This window comes from Bilophila sp. T19-St14 (assembly GCF_059728385.1).
The window spans coordinates 2978209-2999708 of the sequence record NZ_BAAGFT010000001.1; the positions used below are offsets into that span (position 1 = coordinate 2978209).

Here is a 21500-nt window from a genome sequence, read left to right on the forward strand (position 1 = left end):
TTGTATGGCCTCCACGGTTTGTACAGAGACGGTGGTTTGGCGGGTTAGGGGAGCGGGCCATGCGCCCGCGGATCTTGCCGTGAGGCGTCTCTTCCGCTGTTGACATCTTGGGGGCAGGCCATGCGCCAGCGGAACTTGCCCTTTCTGCATCAGATTCGAGGTGCCGCCGCCGGAGCAGGCCATGCGCCTGCGGGGCTTGCTTTCACCAACGGCCTTTGAAGGAACCTGAACCAGATCAGGCCATGCGCTCGCGGAGCTTGCGGCGTTCGCGGTCGATTTGCTCGTCCGTGGCTCCGAAGTCGCGCATCAGGTGCTCGGTCATGGCGACGGCGACTTCACGTTCGCCGGAGAAGACGGCTGATACGCCTTCGGACTTGAGGTTTTCCGCCACACGCAGATAGGTGGTGTGGACGAGGATGCGCAGGTTGGGGTTGATGGCGCGGGCGACTTCCACGATTTCCCCGGCAGGTGCGCTCGACGAGGAAATGATGAGCCCCTCGGCCTCTTCCGCGCCCGCGTGGATCAGGACTTCGCGCTGTGTGGCGTCGCCGTAGATGATCTTCTCGCCGAGCGCGCTGACCCTCCGCACGGTATCAATGTTCATTTCCACGACCACCACGTCGAGGTTGTTGTCGCGGAGGATGCCCGTGAGCTGCTTCCCTACGGGGCCGTACCCTACAACAATGATGCGCTGCGCGCCTTCAGGGTGGGAAAGCTCATTTTCGTCGAGCCGGGGGAGCCCGATGCCCTTGGATTCCAGCCAATGGGCCACCCCGTTGATGCGCCGGTAGAGCAGGGGGTTGAGGGTGATGGAAACGATTGCCGTCACGATGATGGCGCTGGACGCTTCCTTGGGCAGTACGCCGAAGCTGACGCCCATCGCGGCGAGGATGAAGGAAAATTCACCGATCTGCGCCAGTGCGACCGCGACGGAAAGGGCCATGCGCAAAGGCTTGCCGAAGAGCTTGACCACAATGAAGGCGGCCAGCGGTTTGCCGATGAGGACGATCCCAAGCGTGGCGAGGATGAGGGGCCAGTCGCTGATGAGCGAGGCGGGGTTGAACAGCATCCCCACGGAAACGAAGAAGAGGACGGCGAAGGCGTCGCGCATGGGCAGGGCTTCCGCGGCGGCCTGCGAGCTGAATTCGGACTGGCCGACGACCATGCCGCTGAGGAAGGCGCCGAGGGCCATGGACGCGCCGAAGAAATTGGCCGCGCCCACAGCCACGCCGAGGGCCAGGACAAGGACGGAGAGGGTGAAGAGATCGCGGGTTCCGGTGCGGGCTACGTAGGCGAGGAGCTTGGGGATGATCCGCTGGCCGACCACCAGCGCGAAGACCACAAGGGCGCCGAGTTTCAGCGTCGTAACGGCAAGGACGTGCCAGACGCTTTCGGACTGTCCGCCGCCGCCCACGATGGCGGGCAAAAGCACCAGCAGAAGGATGGTGAAGAGGTCTTCCACCACCAGCCAGCCGAGGGCGACGTGGCCCGTCGTGGTGTGCAGCGCCTTGTTGTCGGAGAGGACGCGGGTCAGGACGACCGTGCTGGCGACGGAGATGGCCATGCCGAAAACAGCCCCGGCTGACCATGACCAGCCGAAACCGTGCGAAACGACCATGCCGAGCAAGGTTGCCGCCCCGATCTGGGCTGTCGCGCCGGGCAGGACGATACGCTGGACGGCCAGCAGGTCTTTAAGGTGGAAGTGGAGGCCCACGCCGAACATGAGCAGGATGATGCCGATTTCCGCGCACTGGGAAGCCGTGTCCGCATCGGCGACGAAGCCGGGGGAGTAGGGGCCTACAATAATGCCTGCCAACAGGTAACCCACAATGGGGGACATGCGCAGTTTTTGGGTGATGAATCCGAGCACGAGGGCTGCGCTCAGGCCACCGGCAAGCGTCAGGATGAGATCGACGTTATGCAGCATAGGATCCTTTGCATGTGCGGTTGTCCGTTCACGTATCCATGATTGCATCCTTTTTCAAAGAGCAAGAATGCCGAAACGGGGAACGAATATCAAGGGGATAGCCCTGACCGTTTCGTGATTACCTCCCAACGTCGCCTGAAAGAGGCGCTTGCTTCCCTCCATGATGCGCCGGGGCGGAAAAGGGCTTGCGGCGCGGGGCGGCTGCCCATACGGAAGATGCCGCAAAAGTGGGTAATGGAGCATCCTGCGTTTTTTTCCGATGGGAGTAAAGGTTTTGGGAAAAATTTTGATGTCGGATGCTCATGCCGTTTTTGCAAAAAAGATACTTCTATGGAGAAAAACGGCATTGATGTGGTCTGTTTTATGGCCTTTTCCCCTGCCTTTTCGAGAAAAGCGCCCAAGGAGCGGCTGTCTGTGAAAAATATCGTTAACAAAAGAGAAAGGAGGAATTTCTGTTGAATAAAAAAATGAAAAGGACTATCCTTTTTTGAAAGAAAAGTTCTTGCAAAAAACGTACTGGTTCTGGGAACGCATCCCGGCTTTCGCAGGTCTCCGACCATCGGAATGTCATGAAAATCAAGCTCGACGAAACCAATCTGGCAATTATCAAGGCGCTGCGCAATGGCCGCGCCTCTTTCCGGGACATCGCCGCGGATCTGGGGCTTTCCGAAGTGACTGTCCGTACCCGCGCCGCCCGGCTCATCGAAGACGGCGTACTGGACATCTGCGGGCAGGTCGATGTGGAAAAGCTGCCCGGCCATACGCTGGCCTTGGTGGCGATCAAGCTCCGCTCCCCGGATCTGGTGGGCGAGGGCGAAGTGTTTTCCCATCTGAGGGGCGTGGTTTCCGTGGCCGTCCTGACGGGGCGGCACGACCTCATCCTGACCGTGCTGCTCAATGAGGAATTCGGCCTGCTGGATTTCTACACCAACGAGTTCTCCAAGTGTCACGACAGGGTTTCTTCCATCGAAACCTTTATCGTTTATAAGGGGTTCGGCCTGAAAGTGCCCTATGTTCTGTAGGCGCCCGGCGGTTTGTGGAGTTTTTTGAGTCGGCGGGGGTGTCCCGTCGGCTTTCTGGTGTCGCACAGGCGGCGCGGGATTTCGTACAAACAGGGAATGTCAAACGGAGTCATTCATGTTGCATCAAACGGCATTACACGCAACGCACGAGGCCCTCGGAGCCACGCTGGTTGATTTCGGCGGCTGGGATATGCCGCTCTGGTATCCCACCGGCGCGGTGAAGGAACATCTCGCCGTCATCCAGCACGCCGGGCTGTTCGACATCGGGCACATGGCCGGGCTCATGGTTTCCGGCCCCGATGCGCTGGAGGCCCTCCAGTGGGCCTTTACCAAGGATTTGTCCTTGTCCGGCCCGCGTGCCGCTTACGGCGCGTTCCTCGACGCGTCCGGCGGCGTGGTGGATGACGCCATCATATACCCCCTGAGCAAAGGCCGCTACTTTGTGGTGCTCAACGTGGGCAAGGGCGAACGCATCGCCGAATCGCTCCGTGCGTGGGCCGCTTCCGAAGGCAAGGACGTCACGATCCGCGATCTCGCCGGGACGTACGGCAAGCTTGACCTTCAGGGCCCGGCCACAGTCCGCGTCATGGCCAAGCTCCTCAAGGATCCCGACGCCGTATTTGACAAGCTGCCTTATTTTTCCTTCAAGGGCGACATCGAACTTGCCGACAGCGATATCTTCCTTGCCGACGGGACGCCGATTTTCCTGTCCCGTACGGGATATACCGGTGAGCAGGGTTTTGAAATCTTCGTTCCCTACGACAAGATCGTGGACATTTGGAACCGGATTCTCGAAGCCGGGAAGGATGAGGGCGTCATCCCCTGCGGCTTGGCGGCCCGCGACTCCGTGCGCGCCGGGGCTATGCTTCCGCTTTCGCAGCAGGACATCGGGCCGTGGCCGTTTGTGAACAATCCGTGGCCCTTTACCCTGCCCAAGGACGAAAACGGCAACTGGACGAAGGATTTCTTTGGCCGTTCCGCCCTTGAGGAAGCCCTCGCTTCCGGCAGCGTCACATATACCTACGCCTACTGCGGCTTTGACCCCCGCAAGGTGACGTCTCCCGATCACGACACGCATCCGCAGGTTCTGCTGGACGGCGAGGCCATCGGCGACGTGCTCACCTGCGTGGCGGACGTGTCCATCGGGCGCGTGGACGGCGTGATCACGAGCGTCGCCAGCCCGGAAAAGCCGGAAGGCTTCGCGCCCAAGGGCCTTGTCTGCGGCTTTGTCCGCGTGAACCGTCCGCTGGAGAACGGCACCAAGCTTACGCTCGCCGATCCGCGCCGCAAGATTCAGGTCGAGACCGTGACCGACATCCGCCCCGCCCGCACCGCCCGCAAGAAGCTGGGAAGCCTGTAGGAAGGGAAAAGGTTTTGAGATTGGGGAGGGGAGGGAGAACCCTTCTGGAGAAGGGCTTCTCCCTCCCCTCCCCAAACCCCACCTCTCCCTCTCCCAAGACGTTTGTAATGGGGGCGGGGGAGGCGAGTGGGCCTTGTTGAAAAACGAAGAGGGAACTCCTGACGCGCTCGGGGCCGTCCGTATCCGCTCCGGTTGAAACGTTGTTTCGGCCGGAGCGGATACGGACGGTTTTGAGGGGGTCCGGGGGGAATCATTCCCCCCGGGCGGGGTCAAGGGGCGGCAGCCCTTTGCCGCCGGAGGCATACCATAAATATCAACCGCACGAGAGGAACACGATCATGTCCAACATTCCCGCCGAACTGCGTTACTCGGAAGATCACGAATGGATCAGCACCTCCGCCCCGTGGAAGATCGGCGTGAGCGATTACGCCCAGAACGCCCTCGGCGACCTCACCTATGTGGAACTGCCTTCCGTGGGCGACACCTTTGAGAAAGGCCAGGAATTCGGCACGCTCGAATCCACCAAGTCCGTGAGCCCTCTGCTCATGCCCGTCGCGGGCACCGTCAAGGCCGTCAACGAAGCGCTGGCGGACGCCCCTGAAAAAGTGAATCAGGACCCCTACGGCGAAGGCTGGATCATCGAAATCGAGGCCGCCGAAGGCGTGGGCGAACTGCTGGATGCCGCGGCATACAAGGCGCACCTGGAGACCCTGTAATGCATCGTTATTTCCCCCACACCGCGGAAGACGAAGCGCAGATGCTCGGCGTCGTCGGTGCCGACAGGGTGGAGGATCTGTTTTCCTCCATCCCGGCGGACTGCCGCCACGAGGGTGCGCTTCCTCTGACCGCCATGACGGAGTGGGAACTGACGGCGCAGGCCGAAGCGCTGGCGGCTTCCATGCCCGCAGCCGGTTCCGCATGGATCGGCGCGGGAAGCTACCAGCACTACATCCCCGCCGTTGTCCCGGCCCTTGCCGGACGTTCCGAATTTTACACCGCCTACACGCCGTACCAGCCGGAAATCAGCCAAGGCACGCTGCAGGGCATCTTTGAATTCCAGACGCTCATCGCCCGTCTGCTCGGCATGGAAGTGGCCAACGCCTCCATGTATGACGGCGCGACCGCGCTGGCCGAAGGCGCGCTGATGGCCTGCCGCCTGACCAAGCGCAGCGCCGTGGCGGTCTCGCTGGCCCTGCATCCGCATTACCGCGCGGTGCTGGACACGTACTGCAACGCCAACGGCATTGAAGTGCGCGACCTCACCATGACCGAAGAGGGCGGCACCAGCCTTGAGCACCTCAAGGACGATACGGGGCTTGCCGCGCTGATCGTGCAGTCCCCCAACGTCTTCGGCGTGGTCGAACACCTTGCCGAACAAGCCGAATGGATCCACGCCCGCAAGGGTCTGCTGATCACCGGCTTCACCGAAGCGATGGCCTATGGCCTGCTGGCCACCCCCGGCAGCCAGGGCGCGGACATCGTGTGCGGCGAAGGGCAGAGCTTCGGCCTGTCGCAGGCGTTCGGCGGTCCTTATCTGGGGCTTATGGCAACCCGCAAGGCGTTCGTCCGCAACCTGCCGGGCCGTCTCGTGGGCCAGACCGTGGACAACAAGGGCAAGCGCGCCTTCGTGCTCACCCTGTCCACCCGCGAGCAGCACATCCGCCGCGAAAAGGCCGTGTCCAACATCTGCTCCAACGCCGGGCTGTGCGCCATGACCTGCGCCATGTACCTTGCGAGCGTGGGCGGCACGGGCCTCCGCCATATGGCCCAGCTCAACCGGGACAAGGCCGAGTACCTCAAGGCCGGCCTCGTCAAGCTCGGCTTCCGCCCCGTGTATTCCGGCCAGACCTTCAATGAGTTCGTGATGGCCGCTCCCGCCGGTTTCGACGCCAAGTGGAAACGCCTCCTCGAAGAAAAGAAGATCATGTTCGGCATGGAGCTGTCCAAGTGGTATCCGCTTGCCGACAGCTACCTTTTCTGTGTTACGGAAACCCGGAGCCGCGCCGACATCGACGCCATCCTGAAGGAGATCGCCTGATGAGCAATCAGTCTTGGCCCGGGGTGTCGAGTCTCGTACTGAACGAGCCCCTGCTGTGGGAAAAAGGCCGCCCCGGACGCGTGGGCGTGAGCCTGCCCGAATCGGACGTGCCCGCCGCCCCTTATGAGGCGGAGGGTATGGTGCGGACGGAGCTGAATCTGCCCGACCTTGCCGAACTGGATGTGGTGCGCCACTACACGCGCCTTTCCACGTGGAACTTCGGTGTGGACACGGGCATGTATCCGCTCGGTTCCTGCACCATGAAATACAACCCCAAGATCAACGAAAAGATCGCCGCGCTGCCCGGTTTTGCCGGTGCGCATCCGCTGTTCCCCTCCGAATATTCGCAGGGCGCGCTGCGGGTGCTGTACGAAACCGAGCAGATGCTGTGCGCCGTGACCGGCCTTGAGGCTTGCAGCCTCCAGCCTTCCGCCGGTGCGCACGGCGAACTGACCGGCATCATGCTCATTCAGGCATGGCACCGGGCTCAGGGCAACACGCGCACCAAGATGCTCATCCCCGACACCGCGCACGGCACCAACCCGGCCAGTGCCGCCCTGTGCGGCTTCTCGTCGGTAAAGGTTCCGCTCGGTCCCGACGGCATCCTGACCGTTGAGGACGTGGCCGCCCTGATGGATGACGACTGCGCCGGGATCATGATCACGAACCCGAACACGCTCGGCCTGTTCGAGTCCAACATCAAGGAAATCGCCGAACTCGTGCACGCCCGCGGCGGCCTCGTCTACGGCGACGGCGCGAACCTGAACGCGATCATGGGCTATGCCCACATGGGCCATATCGGGATCGACGTCATGCACATGAACCTGCACAAGACGTTCTCCACCCCGCACGGCGGCGGCGGCCCCGGCTCCGGCGCGATCTGCGTGAGCAAGACGCTTGTGCCGTTCCTGCCCGGCCCCCGTCTGGTCGAAACCGACAGCAAGCTCGGCTGGGTGGACAACTCCGTCGATGCAGGCGGGCAGTCCATCGGCCGTATGCATCCCTTCTGGGGGCAGTTCGGCGTAGTCCTGCGCGCATGGGCCTACCTGAAGACCCTCGGCCCGGATCTGAAGCGTGCCAGTGAGCTGGCCGTGCTCAACGCGAACTACATCAAGTTCAGCCTCAAGGATCTGTACGATCTGCCTTTCCCGCAGCCGTCCCTGCACGAATGCGTGTTCACGGACAAGAAGCAGGAAGGGTTCGGGGTCAGCACGATGGACATCGCCAAGCGCCTGATCGACTGCGGCATCCATCCGCCGACGATCTATTTCCCGCTGGTGGTGCACGGCGCGATCATGATCGAGCCCACCGAGTCGGAAAACCTTGAGGATCTGGACGCGTTCATTGAGGCCATGCGTTCCATCGCGCAGCTGGCCGAAACCGACGCCGATCTGTTGCATGCCTCTCCGACCCGGACTAAAGTGGGTCGCGTCGATGAAGTCGGCGCAGCCCGCAAGCCCGTTCTGACGGGCGATATGTAAACGAAAAACAGCCGAGGAGGGGAAGGGATCAGCAAAGAACGCTTTGCCGCCGCCAAGGATTACGGGCGACGCCCGACGGTTCGCCGTCGGGGATTCCTTCTCCTCTCTTTGCCGTTTTCCCGGCCCTTTGGGACTTTCATAATGGGACTGCGCCATTATGAAAGTTTTTTTATGGAGTTCCGCATGTATTGGATTGTAAATCACTCCCTCGATCCGGCATTCAACCTTGCGCTTGAGGAATATTTTTTAGGCCGGATCGAGCCCGGACATCCCGGTTACGCCATCCTGTGGCAGAACAGCCCGGCCATCGTGGTGGGGCGGTTCCAGAACACCCGTCAGGAAGTGAACGCCGATTTCGTGCGCGAACGCGGGATCAGCGTGGTGCGCCGGATGACGGGCGGGGGCGCGGTCTATCACGACGCCGGGACGCTCAACTATACCTTCATCCATCATCTGGAGAAGGAAGGAACCCTGCCCGCCTTCAGTGAAGCCGGAAAACCCATTGCCGAGGCGCTGCAAAAGCTCGGCCTGCCCGTGGCCTTTTCCGGGCGCAACGATCTGATGCTGGACGGCCTGAAGGTGGCTGGCGTGGCGCACTGCCGCCGGGGGATGCGCTATCTGCATCACGGCTGCATTCTGGTCGACAGCGATCTCGATGTCCTGTCTCAGGCGCTCAATGTGGACCCGGCCAAGTACAAGTCAAAGGGCGTGGCCTCTGTCCGCAGCCGCGTGGGGAATTTGGCCGGGTATTTGGCGGAGCACTCCCCGGATCTGCCGCCGCTGACGGTGCAGCGCGTGCGCGATGCGATCATGGAGCACCGTTCCGGGGATGAATACCGGATGAGCGCGGCGGATTTCGTCGCCGTCACCCGTCTGCGGGACGCCAAATATTCGACGTGGGATTGGACGTACGGCGCATCGCCTCCGTTCACGGAGCGCAAGGCGCAGCGTTTCCCTTGGGGGAAGGTGGAAGTTTCCTACGACATCCGGCAGGGCAGCGTGGCCGAGTGCCATTTTTACGGCGATTTCTTCATGGCCGGGCCGGGCAAGAGCCTGACCGACGAGGCGAGCGGTTGCGAGATCTGTGATCTGGAAGAGGCCATGCGCGGCGTCCCCTACACGAACGAGGCCCTTTCGCCCGTGCTTGACCGTTTTCCGCTGCATCTGCTGTTCAGCGGCTGCGATCCGGTTGAGCTGAAAGCCTTTTTGCTGCCGGGCAGGTAGGGTAGGGTGGGGTGGATATGTTGGGGAAGGGAGGGAAAACTTTTCTGAAGAAAAGCTTTCCCTCCCTTCCCCAAACCCCATCCCTCCCTTTCCAAAGACTTTTATGTTTATTGAATCCCTGTTCCCAGCTTTCCCTGGAGCAGCTCCTCTTTAGAAAAGGGAACCTGCTTCATTCTTTTTCTCTTTATTCTAGAATATGGCAAAAAAAGCCTTCCCCCATACGGAGGAAGGCTCTTTTATCCAGTAAAATTGAGAATGGGGATTCTATAAAGTCGAAAGTCTTGGGAGGGAGAGGGGGAGGTTTGGAGGGGGAGAGGGAACCCTTCTCCAGAAGGGTTCCCTCTCCCCCTCCAATATTCTTCCCCTATTTCAACAACCTTCCCAACGCTTCATTGACGAGGGCGGGGTTGGCCTTGCCCTTCATCTTGCGCATGACCTGCCCGACGAAGAAACTGATGAGCTTGGTCTTGCCGCCCTTGTAGGCTTCGGCTTCGGCGGGGTTCTCGGCGATCACCTCGGAGACGGCGGCGTCGATGGCGGAAGTGTCGGACACCTGCACAAGGCCCTTTTCGCGGACATAGGCTTCGGGCATGACGCCGTTGGCGTACACTTCGCTGAAAATATCCTGTGCGATCTTGGCGCTGATAAGGCCGCCGTCAACGATCTTGGCGAGTTCGGCAAGGGCTTCGGGCCTGAGGGCGGAATCTTTAAGCGCCACGCCGGTCTGGTTGATCTCGCGGAGCATGGGGCCGGTCATGTAATTGGCTATCTTGCGCGGCTCGTTGTACAGGGCCACAGCCGCCTCAAACAGATCGGCCTGCGCGCGGTCGGACGTGATGATGTCCGCATCCTGTTCGGGGAGCTTCCACTCTTCCATGAACCGGCGGCGGCGCTGCGCGGGCAGTTCGGGAAGGCTGGCCTTCCAGCTTTCGAGCTGCTCATCCGTGATGTGTACGGGCACGAGATCCGGGTCGGGGAAATAGCGGTAGTCGTGCGCCTCTTCCTTGTCGCGCATGGACATGGTGATGCCCTTCACGCTGTCGAACAGGCGGGTCTCCTGAACCACCTTGTCCCCATCCTCCAAAACATCCTGCTGGCGGGCAACTTCGTACTCAATGGCCTTCTGCACATGGCGGAACGAGTTCAGGTTCTTGAGCTCGGTGCGGGTGCCGAACTCGGCCGCGCCTTTGGGACGGATGGATACGTTGGCGTCGCAACGGAAGCTGCCTTCCTCCATGTTGCCGTCCGTGATGCCGAGGTAGACCACGATGGCGTGCAGGGCCTTGAGATAGGCCACCGCTTCCTCGGCGCTGCGCATATCGGGCTCGCTCACGATTTCGATGAGCGGCACGGCGGCGCGGTTGAGGTCGAGATAGCTGTGGTCGCCTTCGTGGATATTCTTGCCCGCGTCGGTTTCCATGTGGATGCGGGTGATGCCGATGCGCTTGGCTTCGCCGCCGACGTTGATGTCCAGATGCCCGAATTCGCACAGCGGGCGCTCGAACTGCGAAATCTGGTAGTTGTACGGCATGTCGGGGTAGAAGTAGTTCTTGCGGGCGAATACCGAATCGTTGTTGATGGTGCAGTTAAGGGCAAGGCCCGCGCGGGTGGCGTACTCCACGGCGGTCTGGTTCAGGACGGGCAGCACGCCCGGCATCCCGGCGCACACCTCACAGACGTTGGTATTGGGCTCCACCCCGAACGTCGTGGGGCAGGAGCAGAACAGCTTGGATTTGGTGCAGAGGTGGACATGCACTTCAAGGCCGATGACGGTTTCATAAGCGGACATAGGGCGACTCCGAAAGGCCGAACGATTCTCAATATGTTTTCTGACGACACCCCTTTTGCCCTGCCGCACGGCTGACGAAGCGCCTCACCCAAAAAGATGAAAGTCTTGGGAGAGGAAGGGGTGGGGTTCGGGGAGGGGAAGGAGAAGCCTTTCTTCAGAAAGGTTCTCCTTCCCCTCCCCGATTCTCATCTATTTTCCATACAGCTCAGGGTTCAACGTGGGGTCGTTGTACATCTTGAACTGGAAATACAGCTTGGGGGTCTTGGTCCCCTCGACGAACTCGGTGACGAGGTGCTTGACGGCAAGGCTGAGGTCGGCGCGCTGCTCCTTGAGGACTGCGAGCTTCTTTTCGCAGGAGGCGATGTGTTCGGGAGTCACGTCGGTGCGCCTGACCTGCTCGTCCATGTGCCAGATCTTGAGGCTGAGGATGGAAAGGCGGTCGATGGCCATGCCGAGGGATTCCGTATTGATGTGCGGCGCGGGCGAGGCCGGGAGCAGCGGGGAGAGCAGGGCCACGAGGCAGGCGTCCACGCGCTCTATGCGGTCGTTGCGCTCCTGATTGAGCCTGTCGATGCGGTACTTGCAGTCTGCGATGACGTCGGGCGTCACGTCGCGGCGGCGGGCCGTGTCCTCAATGTGCCAGAGCCGGAAATTCCGCAGGTGTTGCGCGCGGACGAGGGCAAGGAGCACATCGGGGGAGGCTGGGGCGTCGGGGGCGACGTCGGCGGCTTCGGGTTCCTGGCTGTGCCAGAGGGCCGTGGCTTCGTTTTGGGCGTCGAAACAGGCATCCAGAAGCGTGAACAGTTGCGTGGGTGTGGTCATGGCTATTCCTGATAGGCGTTGGAGATGGTGGCGTCAAAGAATTTGCCGACGCCGTAGTCGCCGCGGCGGAAGAATTTTTCCGGGCCGGGGCCGACGATCTGGAGTTCGGGATGGGAGCGCTGCATGTCCAGAGCGATGCGCATTTCCTTGGTGCATCCGGTGGAGAAGGTGGCGTCCTTGCCCGACCAGACGGGCGGGACCTTGAGCCCCATGAGCCCGAAGCTGGCCTCGATGTCCTCCATGCTCTGGAAGCGCCAGATGTTGATGAGGCCGCTGCGCTGCACCTGCTCCCACATGAACATGAGATCGTCCCCGTCCATGCCGGGCTCGAAATATTCCGCCGGGTTGATGATGAAGACCTGATCAAGCCGCTCCCGCAGCGACCGGACGAACGTGTCCGCCACCTTGATCGCCGTGGCGGTCTGGCCGGGGATACTGCCGATGATGCAGCTGTAGAACATTACGGCCTTGCCGCTGTCCTTGGAGGCGCGCATGCTCTTGATGATGGTCCGGGCCTTGGCCGTGAGCGCCTGCTCGCTGAACTTGCGGATGCCGGGCGCATGGGGCTTGAGCTGCATGCGCACTTCGCCGCGATCCTCCCAGAAACAGAAGACGTCGCGGGTGAAGAGGTGGCTCGTGCCGAGGAGCACGTCGCGGTTGCAGCGTCCGCGGGCGATGACGGCGTCGCTTTCTTTCCATGCGCGGGCGAAGGTGACCGAGGTGCGGTACAGGTTGAGCCGCTCGCCCGTGCCGTCCGAAATGATGAGCAGGCGGTTTTCCCGCAGGCGGCGGAGCAATTCGTTCTTGGATGCGGCCGGAGCCTTGAACAAATGGGATTCCGGCAGGCTGTCCACCAGCAGGGGGTCACGATCCATGTCCCAGATGGTCGGGGCGTAGTAGACCGGCGCTTCCTTGAGCGTCAGGATGACCTTGTGCCCCAGCCGCAGCAGCGTCTGGATGATCCGCAGATCAAGGGCAAGGCCGCCCTCCATCGCGCAGATGTAGAGGAACGTGCGCGGCGGGCCGGGGAAAAGCTCCTCCACCTGCGGGATGAAGGCTTCGGAACCGGTAAAGATGTCCGGGAACCCGCACTTGCCGCTTTCCGCCGCCGCGCAGTTGTGGATGAGCTGGGTGAGGGTGCGGTGCGAGCGCCCGGCAAGGTGGAAGAGGCGGGCCAGCTCAGCCAGATCCAGCGCGCGGCGCAGATCGGGAATGCCCTCGGCGCTCAGGCCGTCGGGCAGGCGTCCGAGGGCATTCTGCAGGGCCTGCGAACGGAGGAAGGAGGCGAGCGTTTCGTTGTAGAACAGGCGTTCGTTCAGCCACGGATCGCCCGCGTCGAAATGGCTGATGAGCGTGGTGACCAGCCGCTTGACGAGGCGGGAGGGCAGGATGTTGCCGAGCGCGAGGCAGCCCCGGAAGCGGTGGCGGCAGTAGTTGATCATGTCGCGGCGCTTCTGGCGGTCTTTTTCGTAGCGGACGACCCGGATGATGGAGCGCCATGCCGCAATATACTGGCTGCGCACGCGGGGCGGAAAACTGCGGAGGTGGAAGGAGGCCGCCAGTTCCCGGAAGGTGGCGTCGGAACACGGCGCGTACACCTGCCGCTCGTCCAAGGCGACCATGAAACGGAGCTGCTCCGGGCTGGCGACGCCGCTGGGGTTGATGCCGTGCTCGATGTTGTTTTCCGCGCAAAAGCTGTAGAACCACGCATCAAAGCCGGGATGGTCGCCGAGCCGGAGATCGCTGACCTTTCCGATGTCGGGAAGCCTGTTCATGCCTGCTCCGGGGCGGACGTCCCGCCCGTCTGGATAAAGCCGCGCTCGCGCAGCCGCTGGAAATAGGTGCCGGATGAGCAGGAAAGGACGCGCAGCCCGGCGTCGAGGCTTTGCACCCGGATGACGTCGCCGCCGCACAGGGGGATGCCTTCCTGCCCGTCCACGGTCAGGAACGCGTCGGGCGCGGCGTCGTCGGTTTCGAGGCGGATGCGGGAGTCCGCGGGCAGGACGATGGGCGGGAAGCTCTTGAAGAAGGGCGAAATGGGCGTCAGGGTGAGGGCCTGCACCTTGGGGTGCACCAGCGGCCCGTGGGCGGACAGGGCATACGCCGAGGAGCCGAGGGGCGTGGAGACGATCACCCCGTCGGAGCGCACGACGCCCATGTCTTCGCCGTCCACGGACACATGGACGGGCAGCACGCGGGCGATGGCGCCGCGCCCGACCACCACGTCGTTGGCGGCGTGCCCGCTGGCGATGGGCGTCCCGCCACGCAGGAGCTCCCACGCGAGCAGGAGGCAGGTGCGCGTGATCATCTTTCCGGCGAGGAGGCGTTCCAGCGCAGGTTCCCAGCCGGCGGCGGGAAGCTCGGTCAGAAAGCCGACCTGCCCGAAATTGATGCCGAGAAGCGGGATGTCCAGCCCGGCGAGCTTGCGGCCCACGCCGACGAAAGTGCCGTCGCCGCCGAGGATCAGGATTGCGTCGGCGGTGCGGGCCCTGCCGACGAGTTTTTCGGAAGGGCAGTCGGCGGGAAGGGCGGAACAGGCCACGCCGTGGGCTCCGAGCCACTGGCCGACGGCTGCTGCGGTGGCTTCGGCGGCGGCATGCCGGGCCTTGGTGACGAGAAGTATGGAGGTGACGGAGTGCATCTGCTTTCAGTAGTAGAATCCCTGTGATTCTTCAATAGCAAACTTGGGCGCCCGGTACCGCCGCCGTATCGTTTCGGCGGGTTGTGGGGATGCCGCACGGCCCGCATGGAGTTGTCAGCGGGGGCTGTTTCGCTTATAGCTCAAAGTTCGCCGCAGGCGGGTTGCAGAACGGGAATCAGGGATTATCTGTGTATGCGGCCATGCGGTTCGGAGGAGCATCTTTATGGACAAAGCCCTGCAAATGATTTCCCAACATGCGGAAGACGGCGCGAAACTGCGCCGCGATTTTTTTGCCGTCCACGGGGGCAAGGTGGCCGAGGCCGCCCGGCGCATGGCCGTCGCCGTGGCGCGCGGAGGCAAAATTTTGCTGGCGGGCAACGGCGGGAGCGCGGCGGACGCCCAGCACTGGGCCGCGGAATTCGTCAACCGGTTCCTGATGGATCGGCCTCCGCTTCCGGCCATCGCGCTGACGACCGATTCTTCCGTGCTGACGTCCATCGGCAACGATTTCGGCTACGATCTCGTCTTCACCAAGCAGGTGCAGGCGCTTGGGCGGCCCGGCGACGTGTTCGTCGGCATTTCCACCTCAGGCAACAGCGCCAACGTCATCGGCGCGCTGCAGGCGGCCCGCAAGCAGGGCCTGTTCACCATCGGCCTGACCGGGGACGGGGGGGGGCGCATGGCCCCGCTGTGCGACATCCTCCTTGCGGTGGGGCATCCGTCCACGCCGCTCGTGCAGGAGACGCACGCCGCCATCGGGCATATGCTCTGCGCGCTGACGGACTACTACCTTTTTGAAAATGTGATGGCCATCAAGCCTATGCTTGACTGAATACGTTTACAGGAGAAGCGTCATGCCCATGTTTGAATACCGCTGCACCCGTTGCGGCCATGAATTTGAAGAACTTGTTTTCGGCGATGAAACCCCGGTGTGCCCGGCCTGCCGTGCCGAAGCCACGGAAAAGCTCATCTCCAAGCCGTGCCGCCACTGCGAAGGCGGAAGCCTCGGAGATTTCGGCGCGCCCTCCGCGCCGTCTTCCGGGGGCGGATGCGCCGGCTGCTCCGGCGGCAACTGCGCGAGCTGCCACTAAATTCCCCAAAGCCGGGGAGGGGCTTTCCGAAAGGCGGCCTTTCTCCGGGTTTCCCTTTCCCGGATATGTGTGAGGGGGCGGCTCCGGTACGGCGGCGTCCCTCAAAAAGGCACCGTATCCACCAGCCAAGGATCGTTATGGAAAAACTCGTTATCGCCACCCGTGGCAGCCGTCTGGCCCTCTGGCAGGCGAACCATGTGAAGGACAGCCTCGAAGCCGCGCATCCCGGCCTTGCGGTGGAACTGAACATCATCAAGACCAAGGGCGACATCATCCTTGACGTGCCGCTGGCCAAGGTCGGCGGCAAGGGGCTGTTCGTAAAGGAAATTGAGGAGGCGCTCCTTTCCGGCGCGGCGGACATCGCCGTACACAGCATGAAGGACGTTCCCATGGAGCTTCCTGAGGGCCTCATCCTCGGCATCGTGCCGGAACGCGAGGACCCCACGGATTTGTTCCTTTCGGTGGATTACGATTCGCTGGAAAGCCTGCCCGCCGGGGCCGTGGTCGGCACGAGCAGCCTCCGCCGCCAGGCGCAGGTATTGGCCCAGAGGCCGGATCTTGAAGTCGTTTCCCTGCGCGGGAACGTGGATACGCGGCTCCGCAAGCTGACGGAGGGGCAGTTCGCCGCCATCATCATGGCGACGGCGGGCATGAAGCGCCTCGGCCTGTCCGTGCCCAAGGAGCGCCCGCTTGCCCCGCCCGCGTTCATCCCCGCCGTGGGGCAGGGCGCGCTCGGCATCGAATTCTGTGAGGATCGCAAGGATCTCGCTGAAATGCTGGCCTTCATGGAGCACCGCCCCACCCGCATCTGCGTGGAGGCCGAACGCGGCCTGCTCGCCGGGCTTGACGGCGGCTGTCAGGTTCCCATTGCCGGGCACGCGGAAATGCTCGACGGCGACACCTTTGAACTGGAAGGTCTGGTCGGCGAAGTGGACGGTTCGGTGATCATCCGCCGCAAGGTGACGGGCCGCGCCGATGAAGCCCGCGCCGTGGGCCTCGCTTTGGCCCGATCCCTCGCCGAGGACGGCGGGGCCGAGATCCTCGCCAGGGTGTACGCGTAGTAAGTTTCCCGCCGCCGGGCTGTCCCGGCTGCGGCCCTCCCGTTTGGGGTTCCCGGCCTGCGCCGCAAGGAAAGCCGATGCCTTTTGGGAGGTGCCGCGCTCTTTTCACGGCGAAAGCCTTTGAAAGGGGATGGGGAGGGAAGGGGACGGCCTTTCTCCGGAAAGGTTTTCTCTCCCCTCCCTGTGGCCTTTTGAATCCATATAGGAAGAGTATGAGTAAAATAAAGTCTCTGCCCGGCCAGCGCCTCTGTTCGAGCCTGCCCCCGGATCGCATCCCTTGGGAAACGAGCGACGCCATCCCGCGCAACGGGCACCGCAAGGTGGCCCCGCAGCCCCGTGCCCTCAAAGCGTTGGAGCTGGCGCTGCACATCCATACGGCAGGGTACAATGTCTATCTTTCCGGCGAGTCGAACCTTGGGCGTACCTACATGCTCCGGGAGTTTCTCGAACCCCGCATCCGCAAGGCCCAGACGCCGCCGGATCTGCTTTACGTCAACAATTTTGATGACGCGGATCACCCGCTGCTGTTGTCCGTCCCCGCGGGGCAGGGCAGGAAGCTGCGTTCCATCCTCTCGCAGGCGCTGGCGGACATCCGCAAGGAACTGCCCGTCCGTCTGGAAAACGAGAGTTACGTCAAGAAACGCTCCGAATTGCAGGATCGCTTTCAGGCCGTGCGTTCCGGGCTGATCAAGCAGATGGACAAGACCGCCGGGAAACAGGGCTTCAACCTCGATATGGACGATCAGGGCAGCCTGACCCTGTATCCTCTGGTGGAAGGCAAGCGCCTGAGCGAAGACGAGTACGAACATCTCGATCCCACGTTGCGTCAGGGGCTCAAACAGAAGGGCGATACCCTCCTGCGGGCCATGTCCGGTATGGTGCGCAAGCTGAATTCCGCCGAGCAGTCCTTCCGTTCGGACGAGAGGACATTGGAGCGGGAAGTGATCGGCTCTGTGCTGTCCGCCGTGCTGGCCCCCGCCGTGGAGCGCATCCTGAAGAACTGCGCCGGGCCGGACGGCGAGCCGGATTCCGCCTTGAAAAAGTATTTCGAGGCCCTGCGTCAGGATATTCTGGATCACCCGGAAAGTTTCCTGCCCCGCGAAACGCAGCCCCCGCAGGCCCTGAGCGCCGCGTTGTCCGGCGATGCGCAGCATCCGGAGACGGACACGTACCTTTATGACGTGAACGTGTTTGTGGACAACAGCGGGAACAAGGGCGCGCCCCTGATCATCGAAGACCACCCCACCACCGCCAACCTGCTCGGCTGCGTGGAGCGCGAGTCGGAAATGGGCGCGCTGGTTACGGACTTCACGCTGATCAAGGCCGGGTCCCTGCACCGGGCCAACGGCGGTTTCCTTGTCCTGCACCTTGAGGACATCCTCCAACATCCCGGCGCATGGGAAGGGCTTCTCCGCGCCCTGCGCGCCGGTTCCGCGCGGCTTGAGGAAGCGGGCGACGTGCCGGACGGCGCTGTCCGCACCAAGGGCATCGAGCCGCAGCCGGTTCCCCTGAACCTCAAGGTCGTGCTCATCGGCAACGAGGAACTGTACGAAGCCCTGCTGACCAACGACGACCGCTTCGCGAAGCTGTTCAAGATCAAGGCGCACATGACCGAAACGGTGGAGCGCACCGCCGCCGACATCCGTTCGTGGCTCATCCGCATCGCCGGGATCATCGACGAGACGCGCCTCCTGCCGTTCAGCCGCACCGCGCTGGCGGGGCTTGTGGATTTCAGCTCCCGCGTGGCCGAGGATCAGCGCAAGCTGTCGCTCAAGTTCCCGCTCATGCGCGACGTGATGATCGAAGCCTCCGCGATGGCTTCCATGAAGCAGTCCGCGCTGGTGGAGGCCGAGCATCTGGAAGAGGCGCTCGAAGCCCGCATGTACCGTGCGAACCTTGTGGAAGAGCTCTATATGGAAGAGTATGACCGCGAGCTCATCAAGGTGCGGACGTCGGGTTCCGCCGTCGGGCGGGTCAACGGCCTGTCGGTGTCGTGGTACGGGGATTTCGAGTTCGGCCTGCCGCATCAGATTTCCTGCACCGTAGGCGTCGGGCACGGCGGCATCATCGACCTTGAGCGCGAGGCCGAGCTCGGCGGCCCCATCCACACCAAGGCCATGCTTATCCTCAAGAGCTATCTTGTGGATCAGTTCGCCCGCAACAAGCCGCTTGTGATGACCGGGAGCCTGTGTTTCGAACAGAATTACGGCGGCATCGAAGGGGATTCCGCCTCCGGCGCGGAGCTGGCGGCATTGCTGTCGGCGCTTTCGGAAGTGCCGCTCAAGCTGTCCCTCGCCATCACCGGCGCGGTGAGCCAGTCCGGGCAGATTATGGCGGTCGGCGGCGTATCCCGCAAGATCGAAGGCTTTTTCGGCATCTGCTCCCGCCGTGGGCTCACGGGCGAGCAGGGCGTCATCGTCCCCCGCGACAACGTGGATCATCTGATGCTTTCGCCGCGCATCCGTGAAGCTGTGGATGCGGGCAAGTTCGGCATCTATCCGGTGGAGCACATCACCGAGGCGCTTGAGCTTCTGACCGGCATCCCCGCCGGGAAGCCCCTCAAGAACGGCGGGTTCACCCGTGGTTCCCTTTACGATCTCGTCGATCGCCGCTTGCAGGAGTTCGGCCACAGCGCCGAGCACGCGTATTCCAAGCCGTTGAGGAGAAGGAAGCAGTAGGGGGGTAGGCGTTGTTGGGGGAGGGAAGGGGAAACTTTCTAGAGAAAGTTTCCCCTTCCCTCCCCCAAACCCCCTCCTTTCCCCTTCAAAGATTTTCGTGTTTATCGAATCCCTGTTGCCGTTTTTCCCTGTTGAGGGGGGATGGAGCAGGAGGAGCCGGAGTTGAGGCCGCCCGCTGTCCGTTTATCGGGAGAGCGGGCGGTTTTTATTGGGTTGGAAACAGGGATGGGCGGTTTGGTATAACCGAATGGTTGGGGAAGGAGGGGCAAAGGGAATATTTTTTGAATATCGGACTGTGTTATTTCCTGTTCTTCAAGTAGGCGACCGAAACGGCGCTTGCCACGGACATGGCGGCGATGGTGAGGAAGGCGAGGCCGAACGTGTAGTATTCGCCGCAGTAGCCGATGAAGAAGGGGATGCCCCCGGCGGAGATGAGCCCGGCGACGGGCATGGTCAAGGAAAGCAGGATGGGCTGCTCATTGGGGGAGAAGCTCTGGGCGAAGACTTTGAACAGCGGCGGAAAGACGAAGGCCATTGAAGCAGCCTGCAGGAATACGCCGCAGAGTGCGGGGATGCGGGATACTGAGGCGTCCACGGACATGAGGCACAGGGCAACGGCATGGAGCAGGAAACAGGCGCTGACGGTGCGCTTGGCGTTAAAGCGGTCGGCGGCCCATCCGGCGGTGATGACGATGACCGGCATGGCGAGGCGGGAGACGGAGAGGCCTAAGTTGGCCTCTTCCGGCCCAAATCCTACCGCACTGACGAGGAAGATTTGCAGGATGCTGTAGACGGAGAATTCGCCGATCATGGAGACGGCCAGCAGCAGCGAGACGATCCAGCTTTCAGGGTTTCTGAGGAGTGCCCCGCATCCCTTGAAGGATGGGGCGTCGGTGCAGGTATTGCCGCCGCGTCCCCAGAGCAGGAACGCCGAGGCTGTACAGATCATGAGGGCGCCCATGATGGCGAAGACCCCCCTCCAGTCCGTGAAGATGAGCCCCGCCTGAGCGAGCAGGGGGATCAGGATAAAGCCCGTGTTTGGGGCCAGTTCATGGATGGCGACGGCTTTGCCCCAGTCTTTGGGGAAGACAAGCGAGGAGAGGGTTGCCATGCCCGCCGGAAAATAGAAACCGACACCGAGCCCGAAAGCTACGAAAACAAGACGTGCCTGGCCGAGCGTGTGCACCAGCGGCATCAGGAGGAGGATACACCCGGCGATGCCCAATGGGATGGCCGCAATCTGCCTTGGCTTGAAGCGCGAGAGGAGAAAACCGGAAACGGCCAGTGCCGAACTGAACCCGGCACTTTGCATCAGGAGGAGGCTCGTCGCCTGCGCGTGCCCGATGCCCAGATCTTTCTCAATGGAGACAAGCAGGGGCGTCAGCGTGGAGCGTGACATGTAGTTCAAGAGAAACAGCAGCGCAACGAATCCCGCCCACGGCAGGGCTGTCCGGAACGGCATGGGTACATCTTTCGGGGGCATGGAACACACTCCTGACTGTAATCGCTTTTGCAGCATACCTCCATCTTCCCCGGAAGGCTAGGCAGGCGATGGAACGAGGCATTCGCCTGTTTGATGATTTTCTAAGAAATCATTTTAAATTTTATATAATTAAATGAAAATTTCATTGGAAACGCGAAGGCCTTGACGGAACCGGTTCCTGCTTGCCGCCCGGCTCGTGGAATCGCCGGAAGGCGAGGCGGCGAATGAGCCCCCCAATGGAGAGGCCCGGCGTCAGCTCAGCCTCATCGCCCGTTGAGGAGGTAAATGAAGGCCCCTGTGGAGAGCTCTCTAAAATCCTTGGCCCTGTCATATATGTGGTTGTTTCATCTCCACAGTGCGGTGAAAATACAGCCTTTTTCTCCGGTTTTCCCCTTGGCTGGATTCACTGATAAGGCATTTTGTCGGTTATCCCTTTGGAACTTCAAGGAAAGAGCATTAACCATTTTCTATAACACAGCCAAGAGAAATATACTCCTTTAACTGCCGGAGGCGCGAGCGTCAGCGAACTTTGAGGACGTCCCCCACCGCATGGCAATGGGGCATGGAGGGGGCGAGGAGCGGTCAAATGTCTCGCGAAGCGCGGTCGAGAGCGGCGAAGCCGCGCGAGACGAAGCGCCGTCAGCCGTTGCCGGAGGATGCCTTTCACCGCGCTGGAAGTGCGTCCGCCTTCACGGCAGCGAATATTTCGCTGAAACAGGGGCAGATGAACGACCTCTGATTGCTGTATCAGCCGGAAACTTTAACACAGCCAAACATTTTGTTGGTTATCCCTTTGGAGTTTCAAAGAGAAAAATATCAACCATTTTTTATAACACAGCCAAATTTGTTGTTTCCATTGAGTTTTTTTAAGCCATCTGCTGGC

General features: G+C 62.0%; 18 protein-coding genes. 12 read left to right on the forward strand and 6 right to left on the reverse strand.

What is annotated here, in order from left to right; genetic code table 11:
- Positions 1 to 235: 235 nt before the first annotated feature.
- Positions 236 to 1927, reverse strand: a complete 1692-nt coding sequence (locus tag AC6I1V_RS12585) for a cation:proton antiporter (protein WP_302553973.1) — start codon at positions 1925 to 1927, stop codon at positions 236 to 238.
- Positions 1928 to 1969: 42 nt separating this feature from the next.
- Here AC6I1V_RS12585 and AC6I1V_RS12590 point away from each other — a divergent pair, with 42 nt between their 5' ends.
- From AC6I1V_RS12590 to lplA, 7 genes are all read left to right on the forward strand, one after another.
- Positions 1970 to 2386 carry a hypothetical protein gene (locus tag AC6I1V_RS12590; protein WP_497737029.1) on the forward strand — a complete coding sequence of 139 codons (417 nt, stop codon included), beginning with the start codon at positions 1970 to 1972 and terminating at the stop codon, positions 2384 to 2386.
- A gap of 110 nt (positions 2387 to 2496) precedes the next feature.
- Positions 2497 to 2949 (forward strand): Lrp/AsnC family transcriptional regulator, encoded by a 453-nt coding sequence (locus AC6I1V_RS12595; RefSeq protein ID WP_302553970.1) that lies wholly within the window; start codon positions 2497 to 2499, stop codon positions 2947 to 2949.
- Positions 2950 to 3064: 115 nt separating this feature from the next.
- Positions 3065 to 4309, forward strand: a complete 1245-nt coding sequence (locus tag AC6I1V_RS12600) for an aminomethyl transferase family protein (RefSeq protein WP_486853898.1) — start codon at positions 3065 to 3067, stop codon at positions 4307 to 4309.
- A gap of 338 nt (positions 4310 to 4647) precedes the next feature.
- Positions 4648 to 5025 carry a glycine cleavage system protein GcvH gene (gene gcvH, locus AC6I1V_RS12605; RefSeq protein ID WP_308771308.1) on the forward strand — a complete coding sequence of 126 codons (378 nt, stop codon included), beginning with the start codon at positions 4648 to 4650 and terminating at the stop codon, positions 5023 to 5025.
- A complete protein-coding gene (gene gcvPA, locus AC6I1V_RS12610; protein WP_486853897.1) occupies positions 5025 to 6347 on the forward strand; it encodes an aminomethyl-transferring glycine dehydrogenase subunit GcvPA in 1323 nt (440 codons plus the stop codon). The genes gcvH and gcvPA overlap by 1 nt, the downstream gene beginning before the upstream one ends.
- A complete protein-coding gene (gene gcvPB / locus AC6I1V_RS12615; protein ID WP_497737030.1) occupies positions 6347 to 7828 on the forward strand; it encodes an aminomethyl-transferring glycine dehydrogenase subunit GcvPB in 1482 nt (493 codons plus the stop codon). Before gcvPA ends, gcvPB begins: the two co-directional genes overlap by 1 nt.
- Positions 7829 to 8011: 183 nt before the next feature.
- A complete protein-coding gene (lplA, locus tag AC6I1V_RS12620) occupies positions 8012 to 9052 on the forward strand; it encodes a lipoate--protein ligase (protein WP_337430687.1) in 1041 nt (346 codons plus the stop codon).
- Positions 9053 to 9416: 364 nt separating this feature from the next.
- Here the strand turns inward: lplA and gatB are convergent, their stop codons facing one another.
- The 4 genes from gatB to AC6I1V_RS12640 form a co-directional block, all read right to left on the reverse strand.
- Complete coding sequence (gene gatB / locus AC6I1V_RS12625) at positions 9417 to 10841, reverse strand: Asp-tRNA(Asn)/Glu-tRNA(Gln) amidotransferase subunit GatB (RefSeq protein WP_302553964.1); 1425 nt, start codon at positions 10839 to 10841, stop codon at positions 9417 to 9419.
- 189 nt (positions 10842 to 11030) lie between these two features.
- Positions 11031 to 11663 (reverse strand): DUF4254 domain-containing protein, encoded by a 633-nt coding sequence (locus AC6I1V_RS12630; RefSeq protein WP_482332021.1) that lies wholly within the window; start codon positions 11661 to 11663, stop codon positions 11031 to 11033.
- Positions 11664 to 11665: 2 nt separating this feature from the next.
- Positions 11666 to 13438 (reverse strand): hypothetical protein, encoded by a 1773-nt coding sequence (locus tag AC6I1V_RS12635; RefSeq protein WP_486854671.1) that lies wholly within the window; start codon positions 13436 to 13438, stop codon positions 11666 to 11668.
- Positions 13435 to 14304 (reverse strand): NAD(+)/NADH kinase, encoded by an 870-nt coding sequence (locus AC6I1V_RS12640; RefSeq protein WP_308771423.1) that lies wholly within the window; start codon positions 14302 to 14304, stop codon positions 13435 to 13437. Before AC6I1V_RS12640 ends, AC6I1V_RS12635 begins: the two co-directional genes overlap by 4 nt.
- A gap of 223 nt (positions 14305 to 14527) precedes the next feature.
- Between AC6I1V_RS12640 and AC6I1V_RS12645 the strand changes: the two genes are divergently transcribed.
- The 4 genes from AC6I1V_RS12645 (at position 14528) to AC6I1V_RS12660 (ending at position 19134) form a co-directional block, all read left to right on the forward strand.
- A complete protein-coding gene (locus AC6I1V_RS12645) occupies positions 14528 to 15136 on the forward strand; it encodes a D-sedoheptulose 7-phosphate isomerase (protein ID WP_302552197.1) in 609 nt (202 codons plus the stop codon).
- A gap of 22 nt (positions 15137 to 15158) precedes the next feature.
- Positions 15159 to 15395, forward strand: a complete 237-nt coding sequence (locus AC6I1V_RS12650; protein WP_308771422.1) for an FmdB family zinc ribbon protein — start codon at positions 15159 to 15161, stop codon at positions 15393 to 15395.
- A gap of 137 nt (positions 15396 to 15532) precedes the next feature.
- Positions 15533 to 16456, forward strand: a complete 924-nt coding sequence (hemC, locus tag AC6I1V_RS12655) for a hydroxymethylbilane synthase (RefSeq protein WP_486854670.1) — start codon at positions 15533 to 15535, stop codon at positions 16454 to 16456.
- 212 nt (positions 16457 to 16668) lie between these two features.
- On the forward strand, positions 16669 to 19134 hold the full coding sequence (locus AC6I1V_RS12660) for a Lon protease family protein (protein ID WP_302552193.1): 2466 nt from the start codon (positions 16669 to 16671) through the stop codon (positions 19132 to 19134).
- A 298-nt stretch (positions 19135 to 19432) separates the two neighbouring features.
- On the opposite strand, the gene AC6I1V_RS12665 is transcribed toward AC6I1V_RS12660, so the two are convergent.
- A complete protein-coding gene (locus AC6I1V_RS12665; RefSeq protein WP_302552192.1) occupies positions 19433 to 20617 on the reverse strand; it encodes an MFS transporter in 1185 nt (394 codons plus the stop codon).
- Between the two features lie 549 nt (positions 20618 to 21166).
- On the opposite strand from AC6I1V_RS12665, the gene AC6I1V_RS12670 reads away from it, so the two are divergent.
- On the forward strand, positions 21167 to 21487 hold the full coding sequence (locus AC6I1V_RS12670; RefSeq protein ID WP_486854669.1) for a hypothetical protein: 321 nt from the start codon (positions 21167 to 21169) through the stop codon (positions 21485 to 21487).
- The last annotated feature ends 13 nt before the right edge of the window (positions 21488 to 21500 follow it).